The sequence below is a fragment of the Methylophaga sp. F-2 genome (assembly GCF_056859315.1).
In genome coordinates this window covers 261,962-283,956 of the sequence record NZ_JBSXOF010000016.1, presented here as the reverse complement: position 1 = coordinate 283,956, position 21,995 = coordinate 261,962, and the positions used below count along the sequence as shown (strand labels likewise).

General features: G+C 43.4%; 19 protein-coding genes and 1 tRNA gene. 1 reads left to right on the top strand and 19 read right to left on the bottom strand.

Annotated features, from left to right (window positions below; genetic code table 11):
* Nucleotides 1-131 precede the first annotated feature (131 nt).
* The 6 genes from rpsO to rimP all read right to left on the bottom strand — a co-directional run bounded on the left by rpsO (nucleotide 132) and on the right by rimP (nucleotide 6,694).
* Nucleotides 132-401 carry a 30S ribosomal protein S15 gene (gene rpsO / locus AC13DA_RS05690; protein ID WP_007145766.1) on the bottom strand — a complete coding sequence of 90 codons (270 nt, stop codon included), beginning with the start codon at nucleotides 399-401 and terminating at the stop codon, nucleotides 132-134.
* A gap of 133 nt (nucleotides 402-534) precedes the next feature.
* Nucleotides 535-1,461: a tRNA pseudouridine(55) synthase TruB gene (gene truB / locus AC13DA_RS05685; RefSeq protein WP_007145767.1), complete on the bottom strand. Its 927-nt coding sequence runs from the start codon at nucleotides 1,459-1,461 to the stop codon at nucleotides 535-537.
* Between the two features lie 11 nt (nucleotides 1,462-1,472).
* Nucleotides 1,473-1,853 carry a 30S ribosome-binding factor RbfA gene (gene rbfA, locus AC13DA_RS05680; protein WP_273182289.1) on the bottom strand — a complete coding sequence of 127 codons (381 nt, stop codon included), beginning with the start codon at nucleotides 1,851-1,853 and terminating at the stop codon, nucleotides 1,473-1,475.
* Nucleotides 1,853-4,660, bottom strand: coding sequence for a translation initiation factor IF-2 (gene infB / locus AC13DA_RS05675; RefSeq protein WP_284451763.1), 2,808 nt, complete (start codon nucleotides 4,658-4,660; stop codon nucleotides 1,853-1,855). Before infB ends, rbfA begins: the two co-directional genes overlap by 1 nt.
* A gap of 3 nt (nucleotides 4,661-4,663) precedes the next feature.
* Complete coding sequence (nusA, locus tag AC13DA_RS05670) at nucleotides 4,664-6,172, bottom strand: transcription termination factor NusA (RefSeq protein ID WP_007145770.1); 1,509 nt, start codon at nucleotides 6,170-6,172, stop codon at nucleotides 4,664-4,666.
* 75 nt (nucleotides 6,173-6,247) lie between these two features.
* Nucleotides 6,248-6,694: a ribosome maturation factor RimP gene (gene rimP / locus AC13DA_RS05665; RefSeq protein ID WP_284451764.1), complete on the bottom strand. Its 447-nt coding sequence runs from the start codon at nucleotides 6,692-6,694 to the stop codon at nucleotides 6,248-6,250.
* 367 nt (nucleotides 6,695-7,061) lie between these two features.
* On the opposite strand from rimP, the gene AC13DA_RS05660 reads away from it, so the two are divergent.
* Entirely contained in the window at nucleotides 7,062-7,448 is a 387-nt protein-coding gene (locus AC13DA_RS05660) for a hypothetical protein (protein ID WP_284451765.1), read from the top strand.
* A gap of 55 nt (nucleotides 7,449-7,503) precedes the next feature.
* Here the strand turns inward: AC13DA_RS05660 and AC13DA_RS05655 are convergent.
* The 13 genes from AC13DA_RS05655 to rsfS all read right to left on the bottom strand — a co-directional run bounded on the left by AC13DA_RS05655 (nucleotide 7,504) and on the right by rsfS (nucleotide 21,973).
* Nucleotides 7,504-7,580, bottom strand: a tRNA-Met gene (locus AC13DA_RS05655).
* A gap of 53 nt (nucleotides 7,581-7,633) precedes the next feature.
* Complete coding sequence (ntrC, locus tag AC13DA_RS05650; RefSeq protein ID WP_007145773.1) at nucleotides 7,634-9,043, bottom strand: nitrogen regulation protein NR(I); 1,410 nt, start codon at nucleotides 9,041-9,043, stop codon at nucleotides 7,634-7,636.
* Complete coding sequence (gene glnL / locus AC13DA_RS05645) at nucleotides 9,033-10,106, bottom strand: nitrogen regulation protein NR(II) (protein WP_139031856.1); 1,074 nt, start codon at nucleotides 10,104-10,106, stop codon at nucleotides 9,033-9,035. Before glnL ends, ntrC begins: the two co-directional genes overlap by 11 nt.
* Nucleotides 10,107-10,308: 202 nt before the next feature.
* A complete protein-coding gene (locus tag AC13DA_RS05640) occupies nucleotides 10,309-10,821 on the bottom strand; it encodes a DUF4124 domain-containing protein (RefSeq protein WP_273182297.1) in 513 nt (170 codons plus the stop codon).
* A 96-nt stretch (nucleotides 10,822-10,917) separates the two neighbouring features.
* A complete protein-coding gene (gene glnA, locus AC13DA_RS05635; RefSeq protein WP_007145776.1) occupies nucleotides 10,918-12,327 on the bottom strand; it encodes a glutamate--ammonia ligase in 1,410 nt (469 codons plus the stop codon).
* Between the two features lie 178 nt (nucleotides 12,328-12,505).
* Nucleotides 12,506-12,733 carry a sulfurtransferase TusA family protein gene (locus AC13DA_RS05630; RefSeq protein WP_007145777.1) on the bottom strand — a complete coding sequence of 76 codons (228 nt, stop codon included), beginning with the start codon at nucleotides 12,731-12,733 and terminating at the stop codon, nucleotides 12,506-12,508.
* Nucleotides 12,730-13,782: a tRNA (5-methylaminomethyl-2-thiouridylate)-methyltransferase gene (locus AC13DA_RS05625; RefSeq protein ID WP_040576499.1), complete on the bottom strand. Its 1,053-nt coding sequence runs from the start codon at nucleotides 13,780-13,782 to the stop codon at nucleotides 12,730-12,732. The genes AC13DA_RS05630 and AC13DA_RS05625 overlap by 4 nt, the downstream gene beginning before the upstream one ends.
* A 13-nt stretch (nucleotides 13,783-13,795) precedes the next feature.
* The gene (gene tldD / locus AC13DA_RS05620; RefSeq protein ID WP_284451766.1) at nucleotides 13,796-15,238 is read right to left on the bottom strand and encodes a metalloprotease TldD; all 1,443 of its coding nucleotides are present in this window, start codon (nucleotides 15,236-15,238) and stop codon (nucleotides 13,796-13,798) included.
* A 47-nt stretch (nucleotides 15,239-15,285) separates the two neighbouring features.
* On the bottom strand, nucleotides 15,286-19,098 hold the full coding sequence (locus AC13DA_RS05615) for a YhdP family protein (protein ID WP_284451767.1): 3,813 nt from the start codon (nucleotides 19,096-19,098) through the stop codon (nucleotides 15,286-15,288).
* 7 nt (nucleotides 19,099-19,105) lie between these two features.
* Complete coding sequence (rng, locus tag AC13DA_RS05610; RefSeq protein WP_007145781.1) at nucleotides 19,106-20,578, bottom strand: ribonuclease G; 1,473 nt, start codon at nucleotides 20,576-20,578, stop codon at nucleotides 19,106-19,108.
* Complete coding sequence (locus AC13DA_RS05605; protein WP_007145782.1) at nucleotides 20,575-21,153, bottom strand: Maf family protein; 579 nt, start codon at nucleotides 21,151-21,153, stop codon at nucleotides 20,575-20,577. Before AC13DA_RS05605 ends, rng begins: the two co-directional genes overlap by 4 nt.
* The gene (gene rlmH / locus AC13DA_RS05600) at nucleotides 21,150-21,620 is read right to left on the bottom strand and encodes a 23S rRNA (pseudouridine(1915)-N(3))-methyltransferase RlmH (RefSeq protein WP_007145783.1); all 471 of its coding nucleotides are present in this window, start codon (nucleotides 21,618-21,620) and stop codon (nucleotides 21,150-21,152) included. The genes AC13DA_RS05605 and rlmH overlap by 4 nt, the downstream gene beginning before the upstream one ends.
* The gene (rsfS, locus tag AC13DA_RS05595) at nucleotides 21,617-21,973 is read right to left on the bottom strand and encodes a ribosome silencing factor (RefSeq protein ID WP_007145784.1); all 357 of its coding nucleotides are present in this window, start codon (nucleotides 21,971-21,973) and stop codon (nucleotides 21,617-21,619) included. Before rsfS ends, rlmH begins: the two co-directional genes overlap by 4 nt.
* Between the last annotated feature and the right edge of the window lie 22 nt (nucleotides 21,974-21,995).

The following is a 21,995-nucleotide window of genomic DNA, read 5'->3' as shown; positions in this document are numbered from 1 at the left end:
ATTCATAAATCTAAAAATGAATATGCCCCTGAAACCGTTATAGCTTCAGGGGCATATTTTATATATCCTGCCTTGAGGTCGCCGAATTGACCGGCCACATTGGCTGCATATTCTGAGTCACCAAAATCAACTTAGCGACGTAAACCTAATTCAGCAATCAGTGCACGGTAACGTTCGATATCTGTCTTTTTCAGATAGTCCAACATTTTACGACGGCTGCTAACCATTTTTAACAGACCTTGACGTGAATGATGATCGTGAATGTTTGTTTTAAAATGTTCTGACAAGTTTGTAATACGTGCTGTTAATAAAGCAACTTGTACTTCAGCAGAACCAGTATCACCTTCTGAACGAGCAAATTTAGTGATAAGTTCTTTCTTTTGTTGTGCAGAAATAGACATTAAATACTCCAACTTTATATAGCTTTCGCTACTAGTTAAATTCTGAACTGCCCCAGCTACTTCACACCAGAACAGCCAACCTTTTTGAAGGTAGGAATTCTACCGACTTTCTTAATACGAAACAAGGCGTAAGTTAAGACACCGCATTCGCGAATAATCGCTTCGGTGCTACTACTCCCTCTGCTGACATCTCACCTAGGCCAAGAAATTGATTATTCATATTAAATAATCTGACATTTGCGCTTTTAAAGGGTGTTTGCACAGTGACCGATTGCCCAAAACCGATACTTTTTGTGCCCTCTTCATCAAGCACAATTGCAGGCCAGTCAGGTAAAGCATCTTCAGCCTGCTGCAAGCTGGCATCTAATGTTACAAAACCATCTTTGTCGGCCATTTCCTGCAAGGTTTCAACGGTTATCGCTTCTGATAAATCATAGCCTGCTACCGCTGTTCTTCTTAACATGATGACATGCCCACCGGTTCCTAAAGCATGGCTAATATCTTCAACTAAGGTACGAATATAAGTACCTTTGCTACAGCGTACGGATAAGGTGAAGCGATCAGACTGGCAATCGATTATATCGATAGCATAGATAAAAATGCGGCGCGCTTTTCGCTCAACATCAATACCTTGTCTTGCCAACTTGTATAACGGCTGGCCCTGATGTTTTAGAGCAGAAAACATGGGCGGAACCTGTTCGATTTCGCCTAGAAATTGCTGGGTGACCTGGCTTAATGTGTCTTCGTTAAATTCTGGCACAGGCATTTCATTGATGACATTGCCATCCGAATCACCACTGTCAGTGACAATGCCTAATTGGCAAGTCACCAGATACTGCTTATCAGCATCTAATAAATAACTGGATAATTTGGTAGCGTCGCCCAGGCAGACCGGCAAAACACCTGTTGCTAGCGGATCAAGACTCCCTGTATGACCTGCTTTTTTTGCATCAAACAGTCGTTTAACGCGTTGAAGAATATGGTTTGAACTGTGACCAGTAGGTTTATCAATGATCACAATACCGGTGATATCCCGGCCTTTTTTATGTCGTCTTGCCATTGCTGAATAAATTAGTCTTCGTCTTCCCGACGAATATCAGCATTTGCTTTGGCAATGAGATCATCCATATGAAAACCATGTTCTAAGGTTTTATCGTAGAAAAACTGAAGTTCAGGCATATTCCTGAGTTTAACGCGACCCGCCAGACCTCTGCGCAGATAACCAGATGCACTATTTAATCCTGCCAGACATTCTTTAATATCTTGCTCGTCTTCGAAACCATTAAAACGCGTTACATAGACTTTGGCATATTTCAGATCTGAAGTGACATCGACATGTGAGACGGTGACCATACCCACACGTGGATCAGAAATCTCGCGTTGAAGCATCAACGCGAGTTCTCTCATTATGACTTCGCTAAAGCGATTTGTACGACTAAATTCTCTTGCCATTACAGGGTCGGTTTCATCAATACACGTTCATAGACTTCAATCTGGTCGCCAGGTTTAACGTCTTTGTAGTTTTTCACACCAATACCACATTCGGTACCCGCATTCACTTCGTTAACATCATCCTTGAAACGACGTAATGATTCGAGTTCACCTTCGTAAACAACGACATTGTCACGTAGTACACGAATTGGGTTATTACGTTTAACCGTACCTTCAACAACCAAACAACCGGCAATGTCACCAAACTTAGGCGATCTGAATACATCATCAACTCGAGCCAGACCAATTATCTCATCTCTATATACAGGTTCAAGCATACCTGTCATTGCTTTAGTCACGACATCAAGCAAGTCGTAAATAATGCTGAAGTACTGAACGTCCAGACCTTTTTCAGCAATCACTTTTCGCGCTGCATTATCGGCACGAACGTTAAAGCCAATCAGAATCGCATCAGATGCGGCCGCAAGTTGAGCATCGGTTTCATTAATACCACCAACACCTGAGCCAACCACTCTGACTTTAACCATATCAGTAGACAGTTTTTGTAGTCCCTGACTAACCGCTTCAACAGAACCGTGCACGTCACCTTTAATAACCACATTGAGGGTTTTAACGTCACCTTCTTCCATCTTATTGAACATTTCGTCCAATTTAGCCGCCTGCTGTTGAGCCATTTTTTGCTCTCTGGCTTTGGTTTGACGGAAGTTAGCAATTTCACGTGCGGTACGATCATCTGGTGCAGCCTGAAGTTCGTCACCCGCAGCAGGCGTACCCGATAAACCAAGTAACTCTACTGGTGTTGATGGACCAGCATGATTCAGCTGTTCACCTGTTTCGTTAAACATAGCACGGACACGACCATACTCCTGACCTACGACAACGATATCGCCTTTATTCAACGTACCTTGCTGTACCAGAACAGTTACGACCGTACCACGACCTTTATCTAGACGAGCCTCAATAACCGTACCGTGTGCAGGACCTTCTTCAGGTGCTTTCAGTTCCATCACTTCAGCCTGAATAGAAATTGCTTCCAGTAGGTCTTCAATTCCCTGGCCTGTCAATGCAGAGACAGGAATAAATTGCACATCACCACCCCAGTCTTCAGGAATGACTTCATGATTAGCCAGCTCCTGTTTAACACGTTCTGGATTAGCGTCTTGCTTATCGATCTTATTCACAGCAACAATGATCATTGATTCAGCCGCTTTCGCATGCTGAATAGCTTCAATTGTTTGCGGCATAACACCATCGTCAGCGGCAACAACCAGGATAACGATATCCGTCACTTTAGCACCGCGAGAACGCATTTCAGTGAAAGCAGCATGGCCAGGCGTGTCAAGGAAAGCAATTTGTCCACGGCTGGTTTCGACTTTATAAGCACCGATATGTTGTGTAATACCACCAGCTTCGCCAGAAGTCACTTTAGTGCGACGAATATAGTCCAGCAATGACGTTTTACCATGGTCAACATGACCCATAACGGTAACAACCGGTGCTCTTGGAACAGCTTCGCCCTGATTCTCATCGGAAACTTGAAGCGCTTGTTCAACTTCATTTTCCAGAATCGGTTTCGCAATATGCCCCATTTCTTCAACAACGATAATCGCCGTATCCTGATCCAGGACCTGATTAATCGTCGCCATCGTACCAAGCCCCATAAGGGTTTTAATCACTTCAGCGGCTTTAACTGACATTCGTAGAGCCAAGTCAGAAACGCTAATTGTTTCAGGTACATTCACTTCACGAACGACAGGCGCCGTTGGTTTAGAAAAACCATGTTCCTGATCTTTACTGACAGAAACTTTAGATGCACCGCCGCCTTTTTTCTTCTTACGACGACCACCTTTACCTTCGGTCACATGGAGCTCTTTACGCTCGAAATCATCATCGTTACGACCACCTTTACGGCCAGACTTATCACGATTATGTTTCGCTTCGGCATCTTTAGTTTTACGCACACCGGCTTTCTGCTCTTTGGCTTGTGCTTCAGCGGCTGCGGCTCGGGCTTTTTCTTTTTCTTTTTCTAAAGCCTCTTCTTCTTCGCGCGCTTTTTTCTTGGCCTCAAGTGCCTTTTCAGCTTCTATTCGAGCTAGGTTAGCAGCACGGCGTTTCGCATCGGCTTCTTCAAGCTTTTTATGAGCAAGCTGTGAGGCGGATAACGTTTTTTCTGTTGTTTGCTTTGGTTTAGGATTCACTTTTTCTTCAATTGCTTTTTCAGCTTTCTTAGATTTAGCTTCTTCTTCCAGGGCTTTTCTCTCTTCTTCTGCTGCTAGTTTAGCTTCTTCTGAAGCTTTATTTTCTGCTTCAATAGCAGCAGCCACTGCAGCGGCTTCTTCCTCTGACTCTCGTAAACGCCGCGCTTCGTCTTCTTGCTGACGACGCTTAGCTTCTTCTAAGCGAAGAGCCTCAAGCCTCGCTACCTCTGCTGCTTGTTGTTCAGCCACACTCAATTGAGGTGTTTGTTCAGCGTTATTGGCTGTATCTTCAACTTCATCACGTTTTACGTAGGTTCGCTTTTTGCGAACTTCTACACTGACACTTTTACCGCCACGAGCAGCACCACCTAATTTAATTTCACTGACAGACTTACGCTTCAGTGTAATTTTCTTCGGTGTGGTAGTTTCACCATCGCCAGATTTACCATGACGCTGTTGCAAGAATTGTAATAACGTCTGTTTTTGATCTTCGGTGATGAAATCATCAGGCTTTGAGACGTTAATCCCTGCTTCGTTCAGCTGTTCGACCAAGCGTTCAGCTGTAATTCCGACTGTGCCAGCTAGGTCCTTAACCCTCATGTCACTCATTGGTTACTCCCCTGCATCTGTTTGTTCGTCAGCAAACCACGATTCTCTGGCTTTCATGATAAGTGCAGCAGCTTGCTTTTCATCCATATCACCTATTTCAACTAGCTCATCAACAGCAAGCTCAGCTAAATCATCAAGATCAGTGATACCTTTACTTCCTAAGGTTAACGCGAGATCTCGTGTCATACCTTCCATATCAATCAACTCTTGTGTGGGTTCGGCCGATTCAAGTTGTTCTTCACTAGCAATCGCTCGAGTTAATAGAACATCTCTAGCTCTTGAACGCAGTTCAGCGACGATATCTGCATCAAACTCTTCAATATCTAGCATTTCATGTTCAGGCACATAAGCCACTTCTTCAAGCGAAGAGAAACCTTCCTGAGCCAGGATTAACGCGACATCTTCATCGACATCCAAATCCGCCATAAATGTTTTGATCAGAGCACCGATTTCTGATTCTGCTTTTTTATCAGCATCAGATGCTGACATCACATTGAGTTCCCAACCGGTTAACTGACTAGCTAAACGTACATTTTGACCACCACGGCCAATTGCTTGTGATAATTGTGCATCTTCAACTGCAATATCCATGCTATGTGCATCTTCATCTACAACGATAGATAACACTTCTGCAGGAGCCATTGCATTAATCGCAAAACGAGCAACATCTTGGTCCCAGAGAATAATATCAACACGTTCGCCAGCCAACTCATTGGTCACAGCCTGTACACGTGAGCCACGCATACCAACACAGGCACCAACCGGGTCAATGCGAGACTCTTTCGCTAATACAGCTATTTTAGCTCTCAAACCGGCATCACGAGCAGCACCTTTGATTTCAATCATGCCATCGCTGATTTCAGGGACTTCCAAACGGAAAAGTTCAATTAACAACTCAGGTGCAACACGACTTACAATAAGTTGAGGGCCACGACCTTCTGGTCTGATTTCTTTTAAATAACCACGAATGCGGTCACCGGTCCGGAAACTTTCACGTGGAATCATTTCTTCACGAGGTAAGAATGCTTCAGCATTGCCACCTAGATCCAAGGTGACATTACCGCGTTCTACACGCTTAACTGTACCGTGGATCATCTGACCGACTTTTTCACGATACTGATCGACCACTTGTGCACGCTCAGCTTCACGTACTTTTTGAACAATAACTTGTTTTGCAGTTTGCGCCGCAATACGACCAAACTCTACAGACTCCATCGGCTCACGAATGTAATCGCCAACAACTGCATCTGCTTTTTTCTCTTGAGCATCTTCTATGGTAATTTCTGTTTCTGGTGATTGGTAGTCTTCATCTTCTACAATCAGCCATTGACGGAAAGTTTCGTAATTACCTGTGACACGATCAATTTGCACATGTGCATCCAATGCCATGTCATAGCGTTTACGCGTAGCCATTGCTAACGCCGCTTCAATTGCCTGAAAAATGACTTCCTTACCCACGCCTTTTTCATTAGACATGGCATCGACAACCAATAAAATTTCTTTGTTATTCATCACGCCCCCAGTGGATTACGTAGCAGACCAATCCAGCTCAGTATTCAATTATTAACCGCTAATAATACGCTTTTTTTAGGCAACAAGTCTTGCTTTTGCTAACTTTGCCAAAGGTAAGGCATACACCTCACCATCCACTTCTATTAAGATGTCACCATCACTAAAGCCTTCTAAAATACCTTTAAAATTGCGTCGGCCATCGACCGGTAATTTCATGGATATTTTCGCTTCAGCACCTTTAAATCTTTCAAAGTCCCGAGCCTTAAATAAAGGTCGATCAAATCCTGGCGAGGATATTTCCAGCAAATAGGCGCTACGGATAGGTTCTTCAACATCAAGAATACCGCTCACTTGATGGCTAACCCTTTCACAGTCCTCTATACCAATCCCCTGTTCAGCATCGATGTAGATACGCAAGATCGGATCAGGGCCGCCTTGAATATATTCAACGCCTACCAATTCGTATCCGAGCGTCTCTATCGACGACTCAACAAGTTGTTCAATCTGATCAGTAATGGCCATAAAGTTATGTATTAAGCCTCTCGGCCTAAATCAATTCTCCAGAAAAACAAAAACCCCATACAGGGGCCCGGAATCCAAAATATTGTCATGCGGCTGATGTTCACCGCTCTGCCATAAGTATCTGCGCCGGAATACACATGTCCCCAGTACTGATTACTCTCCAGAAAGCACAGAATATTAACAGATACCTACCCAGCACAGCAACTTAAACTGCTTTCTCTCACTTTTAGCTCAATAGCTTGTCATTTTTAGATCATGAAAAAAAGGATTCAATCAATATGAAATATACCTTTTATTTTCAATCACAAAACTATCCATAACCGAGTGAGTCAACTTCCAATTGAAAAAAACAGCAGGAAAACGCTTTATGAAATCATTAACATCAATTTTCATTTTATTTTTCTCATCTATCAATGTCGCCGGTCAAGTCGCTCTAGCCGATGACAACGCTGCTGCTGATTTTATTGTCTTTAAAACGCTTGAAGACAAAGATACCAGTAGTGATTGTACACAACGAGGAGGACTGCGAATTTATGTTGAAAACACCCACCCCGAAAAAACGATTGACCTGAGTTTAGACCGCTACTTCTCCACTGTCCGACAAGCTGGTCGGTCAATGTTTGCTTTGGAAAATGGCCACAGCCAAGCACTCGGCTGCAATATCGTTATGGATAGCGAACAACATTGGGAATTGATTAGTGCTGAATTCATCAGCAAAGAAGATGCTCTGCAACGCTATGGGACGTTGTATTAATGACCCAATAAAAAAGCTCAAAACAATAAATTGTTTTGAGCTTCCATATTCAGTTTGGTAGCGGGGGCTGGATTTGAACCAACGACCTTCGGGTTATGAGCCCGACGAGCTACCAGGCTGCTCCACCCCGCACCTGATTAAGCAATGCATTATACATACCACTTCATAGGCACGCAAGTCTTATTCTAATTTTCTTTTAATTTACGCGTTAAGGTATTTCTACCCCAACCTAATAATTTGGCTGCTTCCTGGCGTTTTCCAGCCGTCTTTTCCAGAGCCACTTCCATCAAAAGTTGCTCTATCAAAGGAACGACATCAGCTAAAGCCCCTTCCTGCCCGGTCAAGGCTTTATTAGCAGCCCATTGTCTGAATAATTGCTGCCAGTCTCCACCTTGTCTGCCACTATGAGCATCTATGGTTTCTGTAGAAAGCTCTACTGGCAGGTCGTCCATCTGAACAACTTGCCCGGGCGACATCACCGTTAACCAGCGGCAAGTATTTTCTAATTGGCGTACATTACCAGGCCAGGGTAATTGGGATAAATACATTTCGACATCCGAGGCTACAGACTTGGTCGACATATTTAATTCTTTGGCTGCTTTATTTAAAAAGTACGCAACCAGGGCAGGAATATCTTCTCGTCTTTCACGAAGTGAAGGAATATGAATACGAATCACATTGAGGCGATGAAATAAGTCCTCACGAAAATCGCCACGTTCAACCAATTTTTCTAAATTCTGGTGTGTTGCCGCAATGATACGTACATCGACTTTGACGGCACTATGCCCACCTACTCGGAAAAATTCACCATCCGATAACACACGTAACAGGCGCGTTTGTAACTCAATGGGCATGTCACCAATTTCATCTAAAAACAACGTACCGCCATTAGCCTGTTCAAAGCGCCCTTTTCGCTGTACATGTGCACCAGTAAAAGCTCCTTTTTCATGACCAAATAATTCTGACTCCAATAATTCTTTGGGAATAGCGGCCATATTTAAAGCGATGAAAGGGCCATGTTTGCGTGGACTATGGCGATGTAAAGCCTGTGCAACTAACTCTTTACCTGTGCCTGACTCGCCATTCACCATGACCGTTATATTCGAGCGGGCAAGACGACCTATGGCTCTGAAGACTTCTTGCATAGCTGGTGCTTCACCGACTATCTCTGTGCTGATATTTACATCTTCAACAGGCTTATTATTCTGTTCACGGCTATGACTTATTGCTCTTTGAACCAGTTCAACCGCTTCATCAACATCAAATGGTTTTGGCAGATACTCAAAAGCACCACCTTCATAGACAGAAACAGCACTATCGAGATCGGAATATGCCGTCATGATAATAACCGGTAGTTCAGGATAACGTTCTTTGATCTCGGATAATAATTCCAAGCCATCAATACCAGGCATTCTGATATCACTGATCAAGACATCTGGTCTTTGTTCACGTCCCTGTTTTAGCTCATTTAATGCAATATCACCGGTTTCAAAAGCACGAACAGTAATGTCAACAACTTCCAGGGCCTTTTGTAAGACCCATCGAATTGATCGGTCATCATCTACAATCCAAGCTATCGCTCTACTAGCGTTCACGTGCAAACTCCAAAGGAAATGTTACTGAAAAAATAGTTTGTCCAGGTTTACTGCAACAGCAAACTGTTCCTCCATTGCGTTGGACTAAGTTTTGAACTAGATACAGACCAAGTCCTGTTCCATCAGCCCTACCCGTGACCAGTGGATAAAACAAACTATCTTGTAATGATTCGGGAATACCTGGGCCGTTATCTTCAATCTCAACTAAAACGCCCAATTTGTAATACTGTTTTTCTATGGTGATATTTCGCTGAATTCTGGTGCGGAGAATAATCAAGCCTACCCCGTGCATGGCTTGAACAGCATTTCTTACAATATTAAGAAAAATCTGAATAAGCTGGTCAAAGTCAGCATACAGTTCAGGAATACTGGGATCATAATCAATTTTAAATCGAAGACGCTCGTCTACTTCAATATCAACTAATTGACGAACATGTTGCAAAATCTCATGAATATTTGTGTGGCGTTTTTCAGGTTGCTGATTTGGTCCCAGCATTCTATTCATCAAGTTCTGTAAGCGGTCTGCCTCGGTAATAATAATTCGTGTGTATTCTTTTAAATCTTCAGAGTCCAGTTGCCTTTCAAGTAATTGTGCGGCACCACGTAATCCCCCCAACGGGTTTTTTATTTCATGAGCCAAGCCCCGAACGACTTGCTGTTGAGTGTGGAGATTTTCATCCCGCGTTATTCTCTGTTGATAATCAAGAAGTGCAAGCTCAAGGATGACGTAAGAATCATCCACATCCAACATTTTCATAGAGCAGTCCACCAAGACTTCGCCACTTGCAGGCAAAAATAAATGTACTTCACGTTCAATCAGTGCTTGTCCGCTAGAGACGACACGCTCAAGCGATTTAAATAATTTTCTCTCACCAGGTAACAAGGTTTGTAGTGGAATGTTTTCAGCCTGACGCTGACTGATCTCAAATAAAATTTCTGTGGCTGTATTGATGTAACAAACGCGTAAAGCGGAGTCCAGAATCAGTATAGAAGTAGATAAACTTTCTAATACATCATTGCTGGCGAAAGCATTGTGGCTCATAGTGGTAACACTCATATTCATGCTCAGTTGGTAGCAAAAAACGCTCCACATTTGAGCACTGTCAAAGGGGTTATAGTTAAGCTATTGATTGATATAACAACACCATTAAATTCTTCTCAGATTTACTCAGTGGTGTAATGAAAAATAATACAGACTACCACTACCTATGCACCATAACTGTGCATTGGATATTCGTGCTTTTTCTCATTAATCGGTGCGTTAGCTAATTTAGCTTAGATGCTCGGTGTAAATGAAATACGATGTTATCAGAGGCTAATTCTTTATCATCGGCACTGATAATTTTTGCCGTGATTTCGTGTGAACCTCGACTAAGGTTAGTAAATTGATAAGAGGTTGATGCCTGGGGCTCACCGACAGCCTGCCCGTCAAGATACACCTGAATCGCATCCCCTCTGTCAGGATTCAGTGCTGGCTCTATACTCAATGTGACTTTCACATCACCATTATTTACCCAAATACTTTCATTTGCTGCTGGAGCGGTAATTGAAATCTGATAATCAGGTACTGGCGAGGAATCTGTTTCTGACTCTGTTTGGCTTATTTGTTGAACTTCTGGTGGAGAATACGTGGCTGAAGGTGGCAATTCAATCAGTTCAGCACCGGGCCTTTCTTCATCAGAAAAAACAACTGTACCGTCTGGTTCTACCCAGCGGTATATAGCTGCCAGAACCTGACTGCTGAATAATAACAAGAAAATCAGATATATAACTCTCATTGGCTAAGCATATTCCACCATGTCTCTCACCGCAACTCACAGCCATAAAAAAAGCGCCCCGAAAGGCGCTTTTTGTTAGCTTCATCACATAAGTGATTACACGCTGTAGTACAAGTCATACTCAACTGGGTGTGTTTCCATACGGATACGTGTGACTTCTTCCATTTTCAATGCAATGTATGCATCGATCATGTCATCAGTAAATACACCACCTTCAGTCAAGAAAGCGCGATCTTCATTCAAACAATCAAGTGCTTGATCTAGTGAATGACATACTGTTGGAATTTCTGCTGCTTCTTCAGCTGGTAAGTCATACAGATCCTTATCCATTGCATCACCAGGATGGATTTTGTTTTTAATACCATCTAAACCAGCCATTAACATCGCTGAGAATGCTAAGTATGGATTCGCGGTTGGATCAGGGAAACGTACTTCAATACGGCGACCTTTTGGATTACTAACAAAAGGAATACGGATTGAAGCTGAACGGTTACGTGCTGAGTAAGCCAACATAACGGGCGCTTCAAAACCAGGCACAAGACGCTTGTAGCTGTTTGTTGAAGAGTTAGTAAACGCATTCAGAGCACGCGCATGTTTGATGATACCACCGATGTAGTAAAGCGCAGTTTCAGATAAACCACCGTATTTATTACCAGTGAATTGGTTTTCGCCATCTTTAGAGAAAGATTGGTGAACGTGCATACCACTACCATTATCACCTACGATAGGTTTAGGCATGAATGTCGCTGTTTTGCCATAAGCATGAGCAACATTATGAACAACGTATTTCAGGATTTGTACTTCGTCAGCTTTTTTAACCAGTGTGTTGAATTTAACACCGATTTCGCACTGACCTGCAGTTGCTACTTCATGGTGATGAACTTCAACAGGTAAGCCCATTTCTTCCATGGTTAAGCACATTGCAGCACGGATATCGTTGAGTGAGTCAACAGGAGGAACAGGGAAATATCCTCCTTTCACTTTTGGACGGTGACCTTTATTACCATCAGCGAATACTTTTTCTGTATTCCATGCTGATTCATCAGAGTCGACTTTAAAGAATGAACCAGACATATCGCTGCCCCAGCGAACATCATCTAAGATGAAAAATTCTGGTTCAGGACCGAAGAAAGCAGTATCACCAAGGCCAGTAGATTGCAGGTAAGCTTCAGCACGCTTAGCAACACTACGTGGGTCACGTTCATAACCCTGCATGGTTGCAGGTTCGACGATATCGCAACGAATAATCAGTGTGTTGTCGTCCATAAATGGATCCATCACAGCTGTTTCAGGATCTGGCATTAAAATCATGTCTGATTCATTAATACCTTTCCATCCTGCAACAGAAGAGCCATCGAACATTGCGCCTTCTGTGAAGGTATCTTCATCAATTGTGTGTGCAGGGTAAGAAACATGCTGTTCTTTACCACGCGTATCGGTGAAACGGAAGTCAACAAATTTGACATCCTCATCTTTGATCATTTGAAGCACATTTTCGACTGACATTTAACTTCTCCAATTTTTATAAACTGCACTTTCTGTAGTGCAAACTAAACACGCGACACAATACAGCAGAAATCACGCCAACTTTTACTACATAAAAAAATCAACTATTTAGGTGCATTTGCACCAACACTAAGCACCAATAAAGTGCATAAAAACCCATAAACGCACTATATTAGTGCTACGCACCAACTCGAACCGTAATGACAAGTTCATCATCATTTTGTTGCGTGGCTATTACTTCATGGCCATTGATGCGAGCCCATGCAGGAATATCATGTAAAGCACCAGGATCCGTGCATATTACATCCAGCTCATCGCCCTTAGTCATCTGCTTAATTTGATTTTGAGCTTTTATTACTGGTAAAGGGCATAACATCTTTCGAGCATCTAAAGTTTGCTTACTCACACATACCACTCCTGTAAAACTTGCTCCGCAGAAAGTGGGGGAGTTTTTACCTGCAAACTACCTTGTTTTGGTAATGCAATATCCAACTCAACTTCATCCGCCATTCTACCCTGCCCAAAGCGAGCGACAATAGCTGCGGCGAGTTCATATTGTTCCTCATCAAGCTCACCGTCAACCAGCGCCATCGGACCACTGTGACTTAAGGCGTGAATACTAATAAACTCTTTTCGATAGCCTTCTAAAAACTTACTTTCACCGGCATCACGCGCGATAATCAACTTAAATTCTGCCTTTGGACGAATATGTCTGCCCACTTTCAGCAGCATGATATCGTCCATCTCATACTCTCTGCTATTACGCGCTTGCCATAAATCGACAAGCTTGTCAGAGTAACTTTTGTCGGTGAGAAAACAACAACCACCCGCTGGAGTCGCAAAATCAGTTAAGCCAAACTGTTTGGCCAAAGCAATTTGTGGTTTACGGTTACGACCATGAAAATCGTACAATTTACTACGATCTACCCAGCCTTCACGCTCTGGTAATGTTTCAGGAAGATTTTTAGCACACAACGGTCTGAGTAATAAATCCTCAGCACCAGACTCTTCAGAGATAATCGGCATGGTCGCTTTACGTTGCGACATTGGGCGTTGACCAATCACTTCGCCAGTAATAATAAAGTCAAAACCATCGTGATGATTTTCTTTTATCCACTCAACTGCTTTGCTGACCATGAAAATCTTACAATCCAGGCAGGGATTCATATTCGCCCCGTAACCATGTTTAGGATTCAGTAATACTTCTTTGTATTCTTCAATAACATCAACGATATGTAATTTAATGCCTAGTTGCTCCGCCACCCAGAGTGCATTATTTCGTTTTTGTTTATTCTTATCTTGATTACGAATGGCATGGGTGTGCCCTTCAACACAAAAACCGGTATAAAAATTAATCCCTTCTACTTCAATACCTTGTTCTTGCATGACCCGGACGGCCAGCATTGAATCCAGACCGCCTGAAATCAAGGCGACTGCTTTATGTTTTTTTTCCATCATTATTTTAAATCTAAGCTGTTCCACCAACAGTTAGTGCATCAATTTTCAGAGTAGGCTGTCCCACCCCTACAGGTACACTCTGTCCTTCTTTACCACAGTTACCCACACCGGTATCAAGTTCCAAATCGTCAGCAACCATTGATATACGTTGCATGACTTCTGGTCCGTTACCAATGAGTGTTGCCCCTTTTACAGGTGTGGTGACTTTACCGTTTTCAATGAGATAGGCTTCACTTGTCGAGAAAACAAATTTGCCAGAGGTAATATCGACTTGGCCACCGCCAAAATTAACGGCGTAAATGCCTTTCTCGACAGAAGCAATAATCTCTTCTGCTTTATGCTCACCAGGCAGCATGTAGGTATTCGTCATGCGAGGCATCGGCAAGTGCGCGTATGACTCTCTGCGTCCATTACCCGTACTCGTGCTGCCCATAAGCCGTGAATTATGCTTATCCTGCATGTAACCTGTTAGTTTGCCCTTTTCGATCAAGGTAGTGAATTGGGTTTCCACTCCTTCATCATCCACATTCAATGAACCTCTTCGTGACGGCATGGTGCCATCATCGACGACCGTACATAAAGGTGAGGCCACCTGCTCCCCCATTTTCCCTGAGAACGTGGATGTACCTCGTCGATTAAAGTCACCTTCTAAACCATGACCAACGGCTTCGTGTAATAAAACTCCTGGCCAACCATTACCGAGTACGACGGGCATTGTCCCCGCTGGAGCAGCAACGGCTTCTAAGTTAACTAAAGCCAATCTGACCGCTTCTTTTGCATAATTAACAGCCAGACTATTTTGTTGGAAGTAACGATAATCCATTCGACGTCCACCACCAGCACTGCCACGCTCACGGCGTCCATTTTGCTCAACAATCACACTGACATTCATACGAACAAGAGGTCTGATATCCGTGGCATATGTGCCATCACTTGCGGCGATCAACACTGTATCAATACCACCTGCCAGACTCACACTCACTTGTTTAACACGAGGATCAGCGGCTCTTGCTGCAGCATCTGCTTCTCGTAATAAGTTGAGCTTTTCAGTCACGGTCAACGCGAGGATAGGATCATCCGGGTTATACAGTACGGGAGATTGCTGTTTTGTCCAGACGGCGACAGATTGTTGAGAACCTTGTCTGGAAATTGCCTGAGCCGCCTTAGCTGCCTTTTGTAAAGCAGGCAAAACCAGGTCATCTGAATAAGCAAACCCCGTCTTCTCACCACTACAGGCTCGGACGCCAACACCTTGTTCAAGATGATAACCACCGTCTTTAATAATGCCGTCTTCTAACACCCAGTTTTCTTGTCTGGACTGTTGAAAATACAGATCGGCGTAATCGACACCAGCGGTCATTGTCGTTGCTAATGCATTTTCCAAATCAGTGTCTGTTAAACCAACAGGAACTAAGAGTTGCTGTTGAACTTTTTCGGGAATCGAGGCGCTCATCAATAAAGAATCATCGTTTGTTTAGGATGGGCACATGATATCAGATTCTACTGCTGAGCTGGATTCATAACGTTGAGTTTAGGGTCACTCCAAGGTCCAGTTAGCTTGTAACTATAGCTGATTAGGTTAATCACATCCCTATCCAATACACTGCCTGCGATTTTATCAAACAGCAAGATGGCGGTACCTACGCCAAGCCCCACTGGACCACCGGCGACAGCCCCAGCGATAGGCAAGGTCGACGACACTTTAGGTGTGACTTTCACGACTTGATTATAGGTCTGATTAACCATATCAATAGGGCCTTTCATTTCAATCACAGCCGAATCCCCTTGCATGGTCAGATCATCGGTTGAAGCGATACCATTGTCAAACTGAAAATGGCCTTTGATACTGCTGAAATCAAAGCCGCCACCGAACAGGTCACTAAAATCCAGAGATAATCGCCGTGGGATAGCGGCAATGCTAAGTAATCCAAAAATTCTGCCCGCAGCACCAGGTTCGACTTCTAGCAAACTTCCCCGACCTACAGACAAATCCAATTTGCCATTTAGACTCTGACGAGAAAATGACAAAGGATCATGGCTCCAACTCAGGTCAGCATTCACTTTGACCTGCTTAGCTGCAATCACTTTCTGATAATTAAAATGGTCGAGTAATGCTTTTAAGTCATCACTTTCAATACCCAGCACAAAATGACTTTGATCACCAGACTCCGTTTTTTGCCATTCTCCAGTCGCAGATGCCTTCATGGCCGCTGATGATAATGATGCAGTTTTTATTATCCATTGATTTGGTGTTGTCTGTGCTTCCAGGTCTAACTGCCCCAAATCAAGATTGTTAATGGTCAATGAGTTAATTGCCAACTTAATAGGCGGCCATAAATCAGCCGGCTGCTTATTCTTCTCTTGCTCGTTCTCATCCTCGTCATTTACGTTTAGCTTAAGATACTCAAGACTCACATCAAGTGGTGCCGAATTATTGATATCCTCCGGCACACTCACAACGCCTTTTACTTGAGGTGAGCTTAAATCTAGTAACCATTTAGAATCGGTTTGTTTACCTTTAATAAGTAAATTATCAAGCGACTGATCTTTCAGTTGAAGTTTAGCCAGCCGGATGTCAAGACTATCAATTTTATCGAGCAATGATGGTCCAGTTGTTTCAGGTAAGCTGTCTTGCCAGTCTAACCATGGCTGAATATCCAGATTATTAATTACTCCGGCGACTTGTAAACCGCTAAGCGATTCGTTAGCGGCCTGACCGCCCAGCATAATTTGCCCAGAAATTTCACTATTTTTATCAGCATAGATGGCAGCCTTTAACCAGTCTGCATAATGGATGTTATACATCAGGCCATCACTTTTCTCATGCATCACAGCCTGAAGTCGGACAGGCTCTGAGACCGTTTTTCCCAATGGCTTGGGTGCATCAATCTGAATACCTTGTAAATCACTGGTGACTGTGACATTGAGTTCAAAATTACCCGGTTTTGGTTCACTAATGGCAATTCCTGTTGAATAATCACTTTCTCCACGGACAAATGCAGGCACGGCACCTGGCCATGTGTTATTGAGTGCTGCAACAGCTACTCTGCCATTGATATCAACATAGGTTTTTGCTTGTTCAGTTTTCGCATTAATGACTATGGGCTCATTAAAGGCTGTCGCCGTGATTTTTTCTGCTAATACACCGTCATTACTGAACAGAAGACGACCGTTAATATTACCTATTTCCAGCCCTGCTATGGCTTTGGTCATTAAAGCACTTTGATTAAAACTGACATAACCTTTGGCCTGGGTATTATCAGGGTCCACTAATGGCACGGTTAAATCTAATTGAATATTGCTTTGTCCCTTGGCCTGGAGCCAGTCATCAACACTGCCAAAGCGTGACTTTAATGGACTCTTTTTCAAAAAAGCTAAGGCATTACTGGTCGAACCATTTAGTATGCCACTGACTTTCAGAATCGGATTGCTCCTAACGAGATTACTGATAGTGGTGGTAACTTTATTAAAGTTAAAACCCGCTATCTGTCCGGACTCACTCTGAATGAGCAAATTATTACCCTGACCTTCCACTGTGCCATTAACATGCATTAAATCAGGCCAACCAGGGCCATAATGCAACTGAACATCTTCGACGTTCAGTTGCATATCAAACTTACCTTGATCAGGTTCAGTATCAAAAGGAAAGGCTGCCGGGTCACCTTTAATCACAATCGTGCCAGAACGAATAATACCCTGCTGAAAAGCATCAGCTGACCACTTTTCAAAGTCGTCGGGCAAAATTCTTTTAGGCACATACTGTCGCCACTTATTTGCGGCAATATCCTGCAATGTCAAGGTTAAGTCGGTATCGGTGACACCCTTTATCTGTTCAACTTCGCCACTAAGCAGAATATTTAAATCATCGTTCCAGATTTGTAATGCATCTGTATTCACCGCCCACTCATTGTCTTGTTTATGCCAACGTATTTTGCCTTTGATCGAATCAAACAACACAGAATCTGGCAGCCAGGTATCAGCGTAAATGGCGCTTGCTCGGCTATCCAGCTCAAGTGTGCCTTTATTTTTATCCTTATCAATGGAAAAACTTAGATCATTAGCACCTGGGTAGTCCTGCCAAGGTAAGAAAGAAACACCACTGGCTTTCATGGCAAGCTTATCCAATCCTGACTGCTCAGAATAAGCAAAAGAGACATTTTGCAAATCACCTGCGGGTTTTGTATTCACCAAAACAGCCGGCATGTCATTCATCAATAACGCTAGGGAAGTAATGTCACTCAAACGAATAAATGAGGCCTTTCCTGACAATTCACCATTTGTTTCTTGTTTTATATCAAAAAAAGTCGTGGGCCATTCTTCACCCGCCATTTTAATTTGAACTTGTTTACCCTGTAATTGCCACTGCTTATGAGCATAATCAAGTTGAAAATGCCCCATCAGCTGTTCAAGGCTCACCTCTGTGAACTCATCATCAGGTTTGGACGAAGACAAGGTAGCATCAGTCAGCTCCAACTCAAGTCCCGCCAGCAAAGCTTGTTGGCTTGCTTTCTGTACGTTTAATGTGGCGGTTAATAGTCCGTCATCTAATTTAGCCCCTCTGTATGCGCGTTTTTTCAGTAATTTGCCCAGAGAAACCTCATCAAGACGTAACAGCCCCTGCCAGGAAGTAATATTTAGTGCATCATTAATTTGGGCGGTTGCTGATAACTCAAGACTATTCCCCAAAGTCTCAGGGAGTGCTAACGTGGCTTCAGAAATGAATTGTTGGTTATTAAATCGTAGTGATGCCTGTTCGATAATGTACTGACCAGACAGTGCAGGTTCATTATCATCTTTGTACTGGACCTGCACATTCGCTAAACGTGAATGCTTGAGTCTGGTTAACCAGTTAAAAACCGTTTGGATATTATCGTCAGAAAGCGGTTGCTGTGATTGATGCTGATAGCCTTTTACCCGGAATTGACCATCCGCTGTATGTTCTACCTTTAGTTGGGCATTACGGATACTGGCATCCGCTATCATCAACTCGCCACTGCGAACAGATGAAAAGACGTCTACCGCCAGATAAACTTGGCCAGCCTGGAAAATGGGCGTCCCCCCTTGTTTCGTCAATACCTTTAGCTGACGAATTTCAAGTTTGGGGATGAGGTCCAGCCAATACAGGCCAGCTTCTTCAATTTCTACAGGGTAACCACTTTGCTGAGACGCCCAGCTGGCAATTTCATCTTTTCGCTCGGCAACCTGATCTGACAGCCAGATAGCGGTTATCAGTAATAAAAGCCCCAACGTGATCGAAATCGCGGTGAGATAAAATAATTGCCGTCCGGCAATATGCAGGCTGCGCTTTAGCATCAAATACCTACATCAGAACCACGTTGAACTGCTCACGGCCATATTGCGGTTCACACTGGAATAATATGGGCTTACCTATATGGTGTTCTAAGTCAGCTACTTTCGTAGAGTCCTCATCATTCAGACGGTCAATCACGTCCTGTGAAGCCAGAATAAGAAACTGTTTGGTCTCATACTGTTTAGACTCACGCACAATCTCACGGAATATTTCATAACATACCGTTTCAACATTTTTGGTGTAGCCTTTACCTTCACAGCAAGGACAGGCTTCGCACAGAATATGACCTAAACTTTCACGAGTTCTTTTTCGTGTCATCTCCACCAGACCAAGCTCTGATACCGCACTGATGTTATGACGTGCCCGATCTAACTGCATGGCTTTTTCTAAGGCACGTAAGACTTGCTCACGGTGGCCAATTTCATCCATATCAATAAAGTCGATAATGATGATTCCGCCCAGATTGCGTACCCGTAACTGGCGGGCAATGGCATGCGCAGCTTCGAGATTTGTTTTGAAAATGGTTTCTTCCAGATTTTTATGCCCAACAAAACCGCCGGTATTTACATCCACCGTTGTCATAGCTTCCGTTTGATCAAAAATAAGATAGCCGCCAGATTTCAACGGTACCTTACGCTGCAATGCTTTCTGGATTTCATCTTCCACGCTGAACAAATCAAATAGCGGTAAATCGCCTTTGTAATGCTCAAGCCGAGCGGCACACTCAGGCATAAACCCCTCAGCAAAATGCACGGCTTTATGAAATGTTTCTTCAGAATCAATACGAATTCGGTCAATATCTGCAGAAAATAAATCACGTAATGCGCGCATTGCAAGCGATAGATCTTCATGTAGAGGCTCGCCGCACTTGACGAGTTGTTTGCGTTCTTGCAGTTTCGCCCATAATCGGTAAAGAAATTTGAGATCAGCCTTTAATTCAGCTTCTGATACACCTTCTGCTGCAGTCCGCAGAATATATCCACCGGCACCTTCTTCTAGCAGGTCAATCAAACAGGTTTTTAGTCGTTCACGTTCCTGCTCTGTTTCAATTTTTAATGAAACGCCAATGCCTTCCGTTTCCGGCATATACACTAAATAACGTGATGAAACAGAGAGTTGCGTGGTAAGACGCGCCCCTTTTGTGCCCATTGGGTCTTTAATGACCTGAACCAGGATCTCCTGACCTTCACGTAACAAACTACTGATAGTCGGCTCAACACTGGGGGCTTCTTTCAGATCACCGGTCTGGCCTTTAGGTATTGAAATGTCTGATACATGTAAAAACGCCGCTCTTGAAAGGCCAATTTCAACAAAAGCCGCTTGCATGCCAGGTAAAACGCGACACACCTTTCCTTTGTAAATATTCCCTACTAAACCACGATATTCATTACGCTCAATAAATACTTCTTGAAGTAGTCCATTCTCAACTACAGCTGCACGGGTTTCACTCGGCGTCACGTTGATCAATATTTCACTACTCATTGGTCATCCATTGTTAATAAAAGTTGTCCCGTTTCCCTGATGGGTAATCCCATAATGCCAGAATAACTGCCTTCTATATGCTCGATAAACAAAGCAGCCAGGCCTTGTACCGCATAACCACCGGCTTTATCGACACCTTCTTTAGTGTTGACGTACCAGAGAATATCCTTTTCTTTCATCTCAGTGAAGCGAACATCATTTACAGAAACTAAGCTTGATATCGAATTTTCTTTTGCTAATGCAATCGCCGTCATTACCTGATGCGTTTTACCCGATAACATTTTTAACATGCTTATCGCCTGCTCATCATTCTCGGGTTTACCCAAAATAGTGTTATCAACGACAACGGCAGTATCAGCAGCCAGCACAGGCTTTTTATCAGCGGCTAATAACAAACCTCGTCCCGTTTGTGCCTTTAACTTAGCAATACGACTCACATAATCAAGCGGGAGTTCGTTGTCAAAGACAGATTCATCGACATCTGGATTGATGACAGAAAAGTCCACGCCCATCTGTAATAACAGCTCACGTCGTCGTGGTGAACGTGAAGCAAGATAAATTGACGGAAAATTCATGATCGATGATAGGGATGATTCTGCAGGATAGTCCAGGCTCGATAGAGTTGTTCAGCTAATACAATACGCACCAGTGGATGAGGCAAAGTCATTGCAGATAAAGACCATTTCTGATTAGCGCGCTGTAAACAACTCTGATCCAGTCCATCTGGCCCACCAATCATTAAAGCAACATCACGTCCATCTGTCAGCCATTGCTGCATTTGTGATGATAAGACTTCGGTACTCCAACTTTGACCGGTCACTTCCAATGCCACCACGTGCTGATTATCTGGAATCGCAGCCAGAATTCGCTGGCCTTCTTCTTTCTTCCACTGTTCTGGCTGCGCATTTTTCGTTCGGCGTGCAGGCGTGATTTCTGTCAGTTGTAACCCACATTCCCGAGGCATTCGTTTGCTGTATTCTTCATAGCCCTCAGTCACCCAGCCTGGCATTTTATTGCCAACAGCGACGAGATTTATTTTCATTCCCGCTCAGCCGATGCCTGTTCACTCTGTGCTGGTACAGTCCATAGTTTTTCGAGGTTGTAGGTCAGACGCGTTTGCGGAGTCATGATATGTGTAATCACATCCCCTAAATCTACCAGCGCCCATTCGCCTACTGTTTCCCCTTCAACCCCTAGAGGTTGTACACCTGCTGCTTTTGCTTGCATGACGACTTCATTTGCTAAGGCTTTCACCTGACGACTTGATTTACCTGTGGCAATAATCATGATGTCTGTCACATCAGTCATTTCTTTTACGTCCAGTACCTGGATATCTTCTGCTTTAATGTCTTCAAGAGCATCGATGACCAGTAATTTTAGTTGTTCTGCCTGCATTGGGCACTCCATTTAATCTATC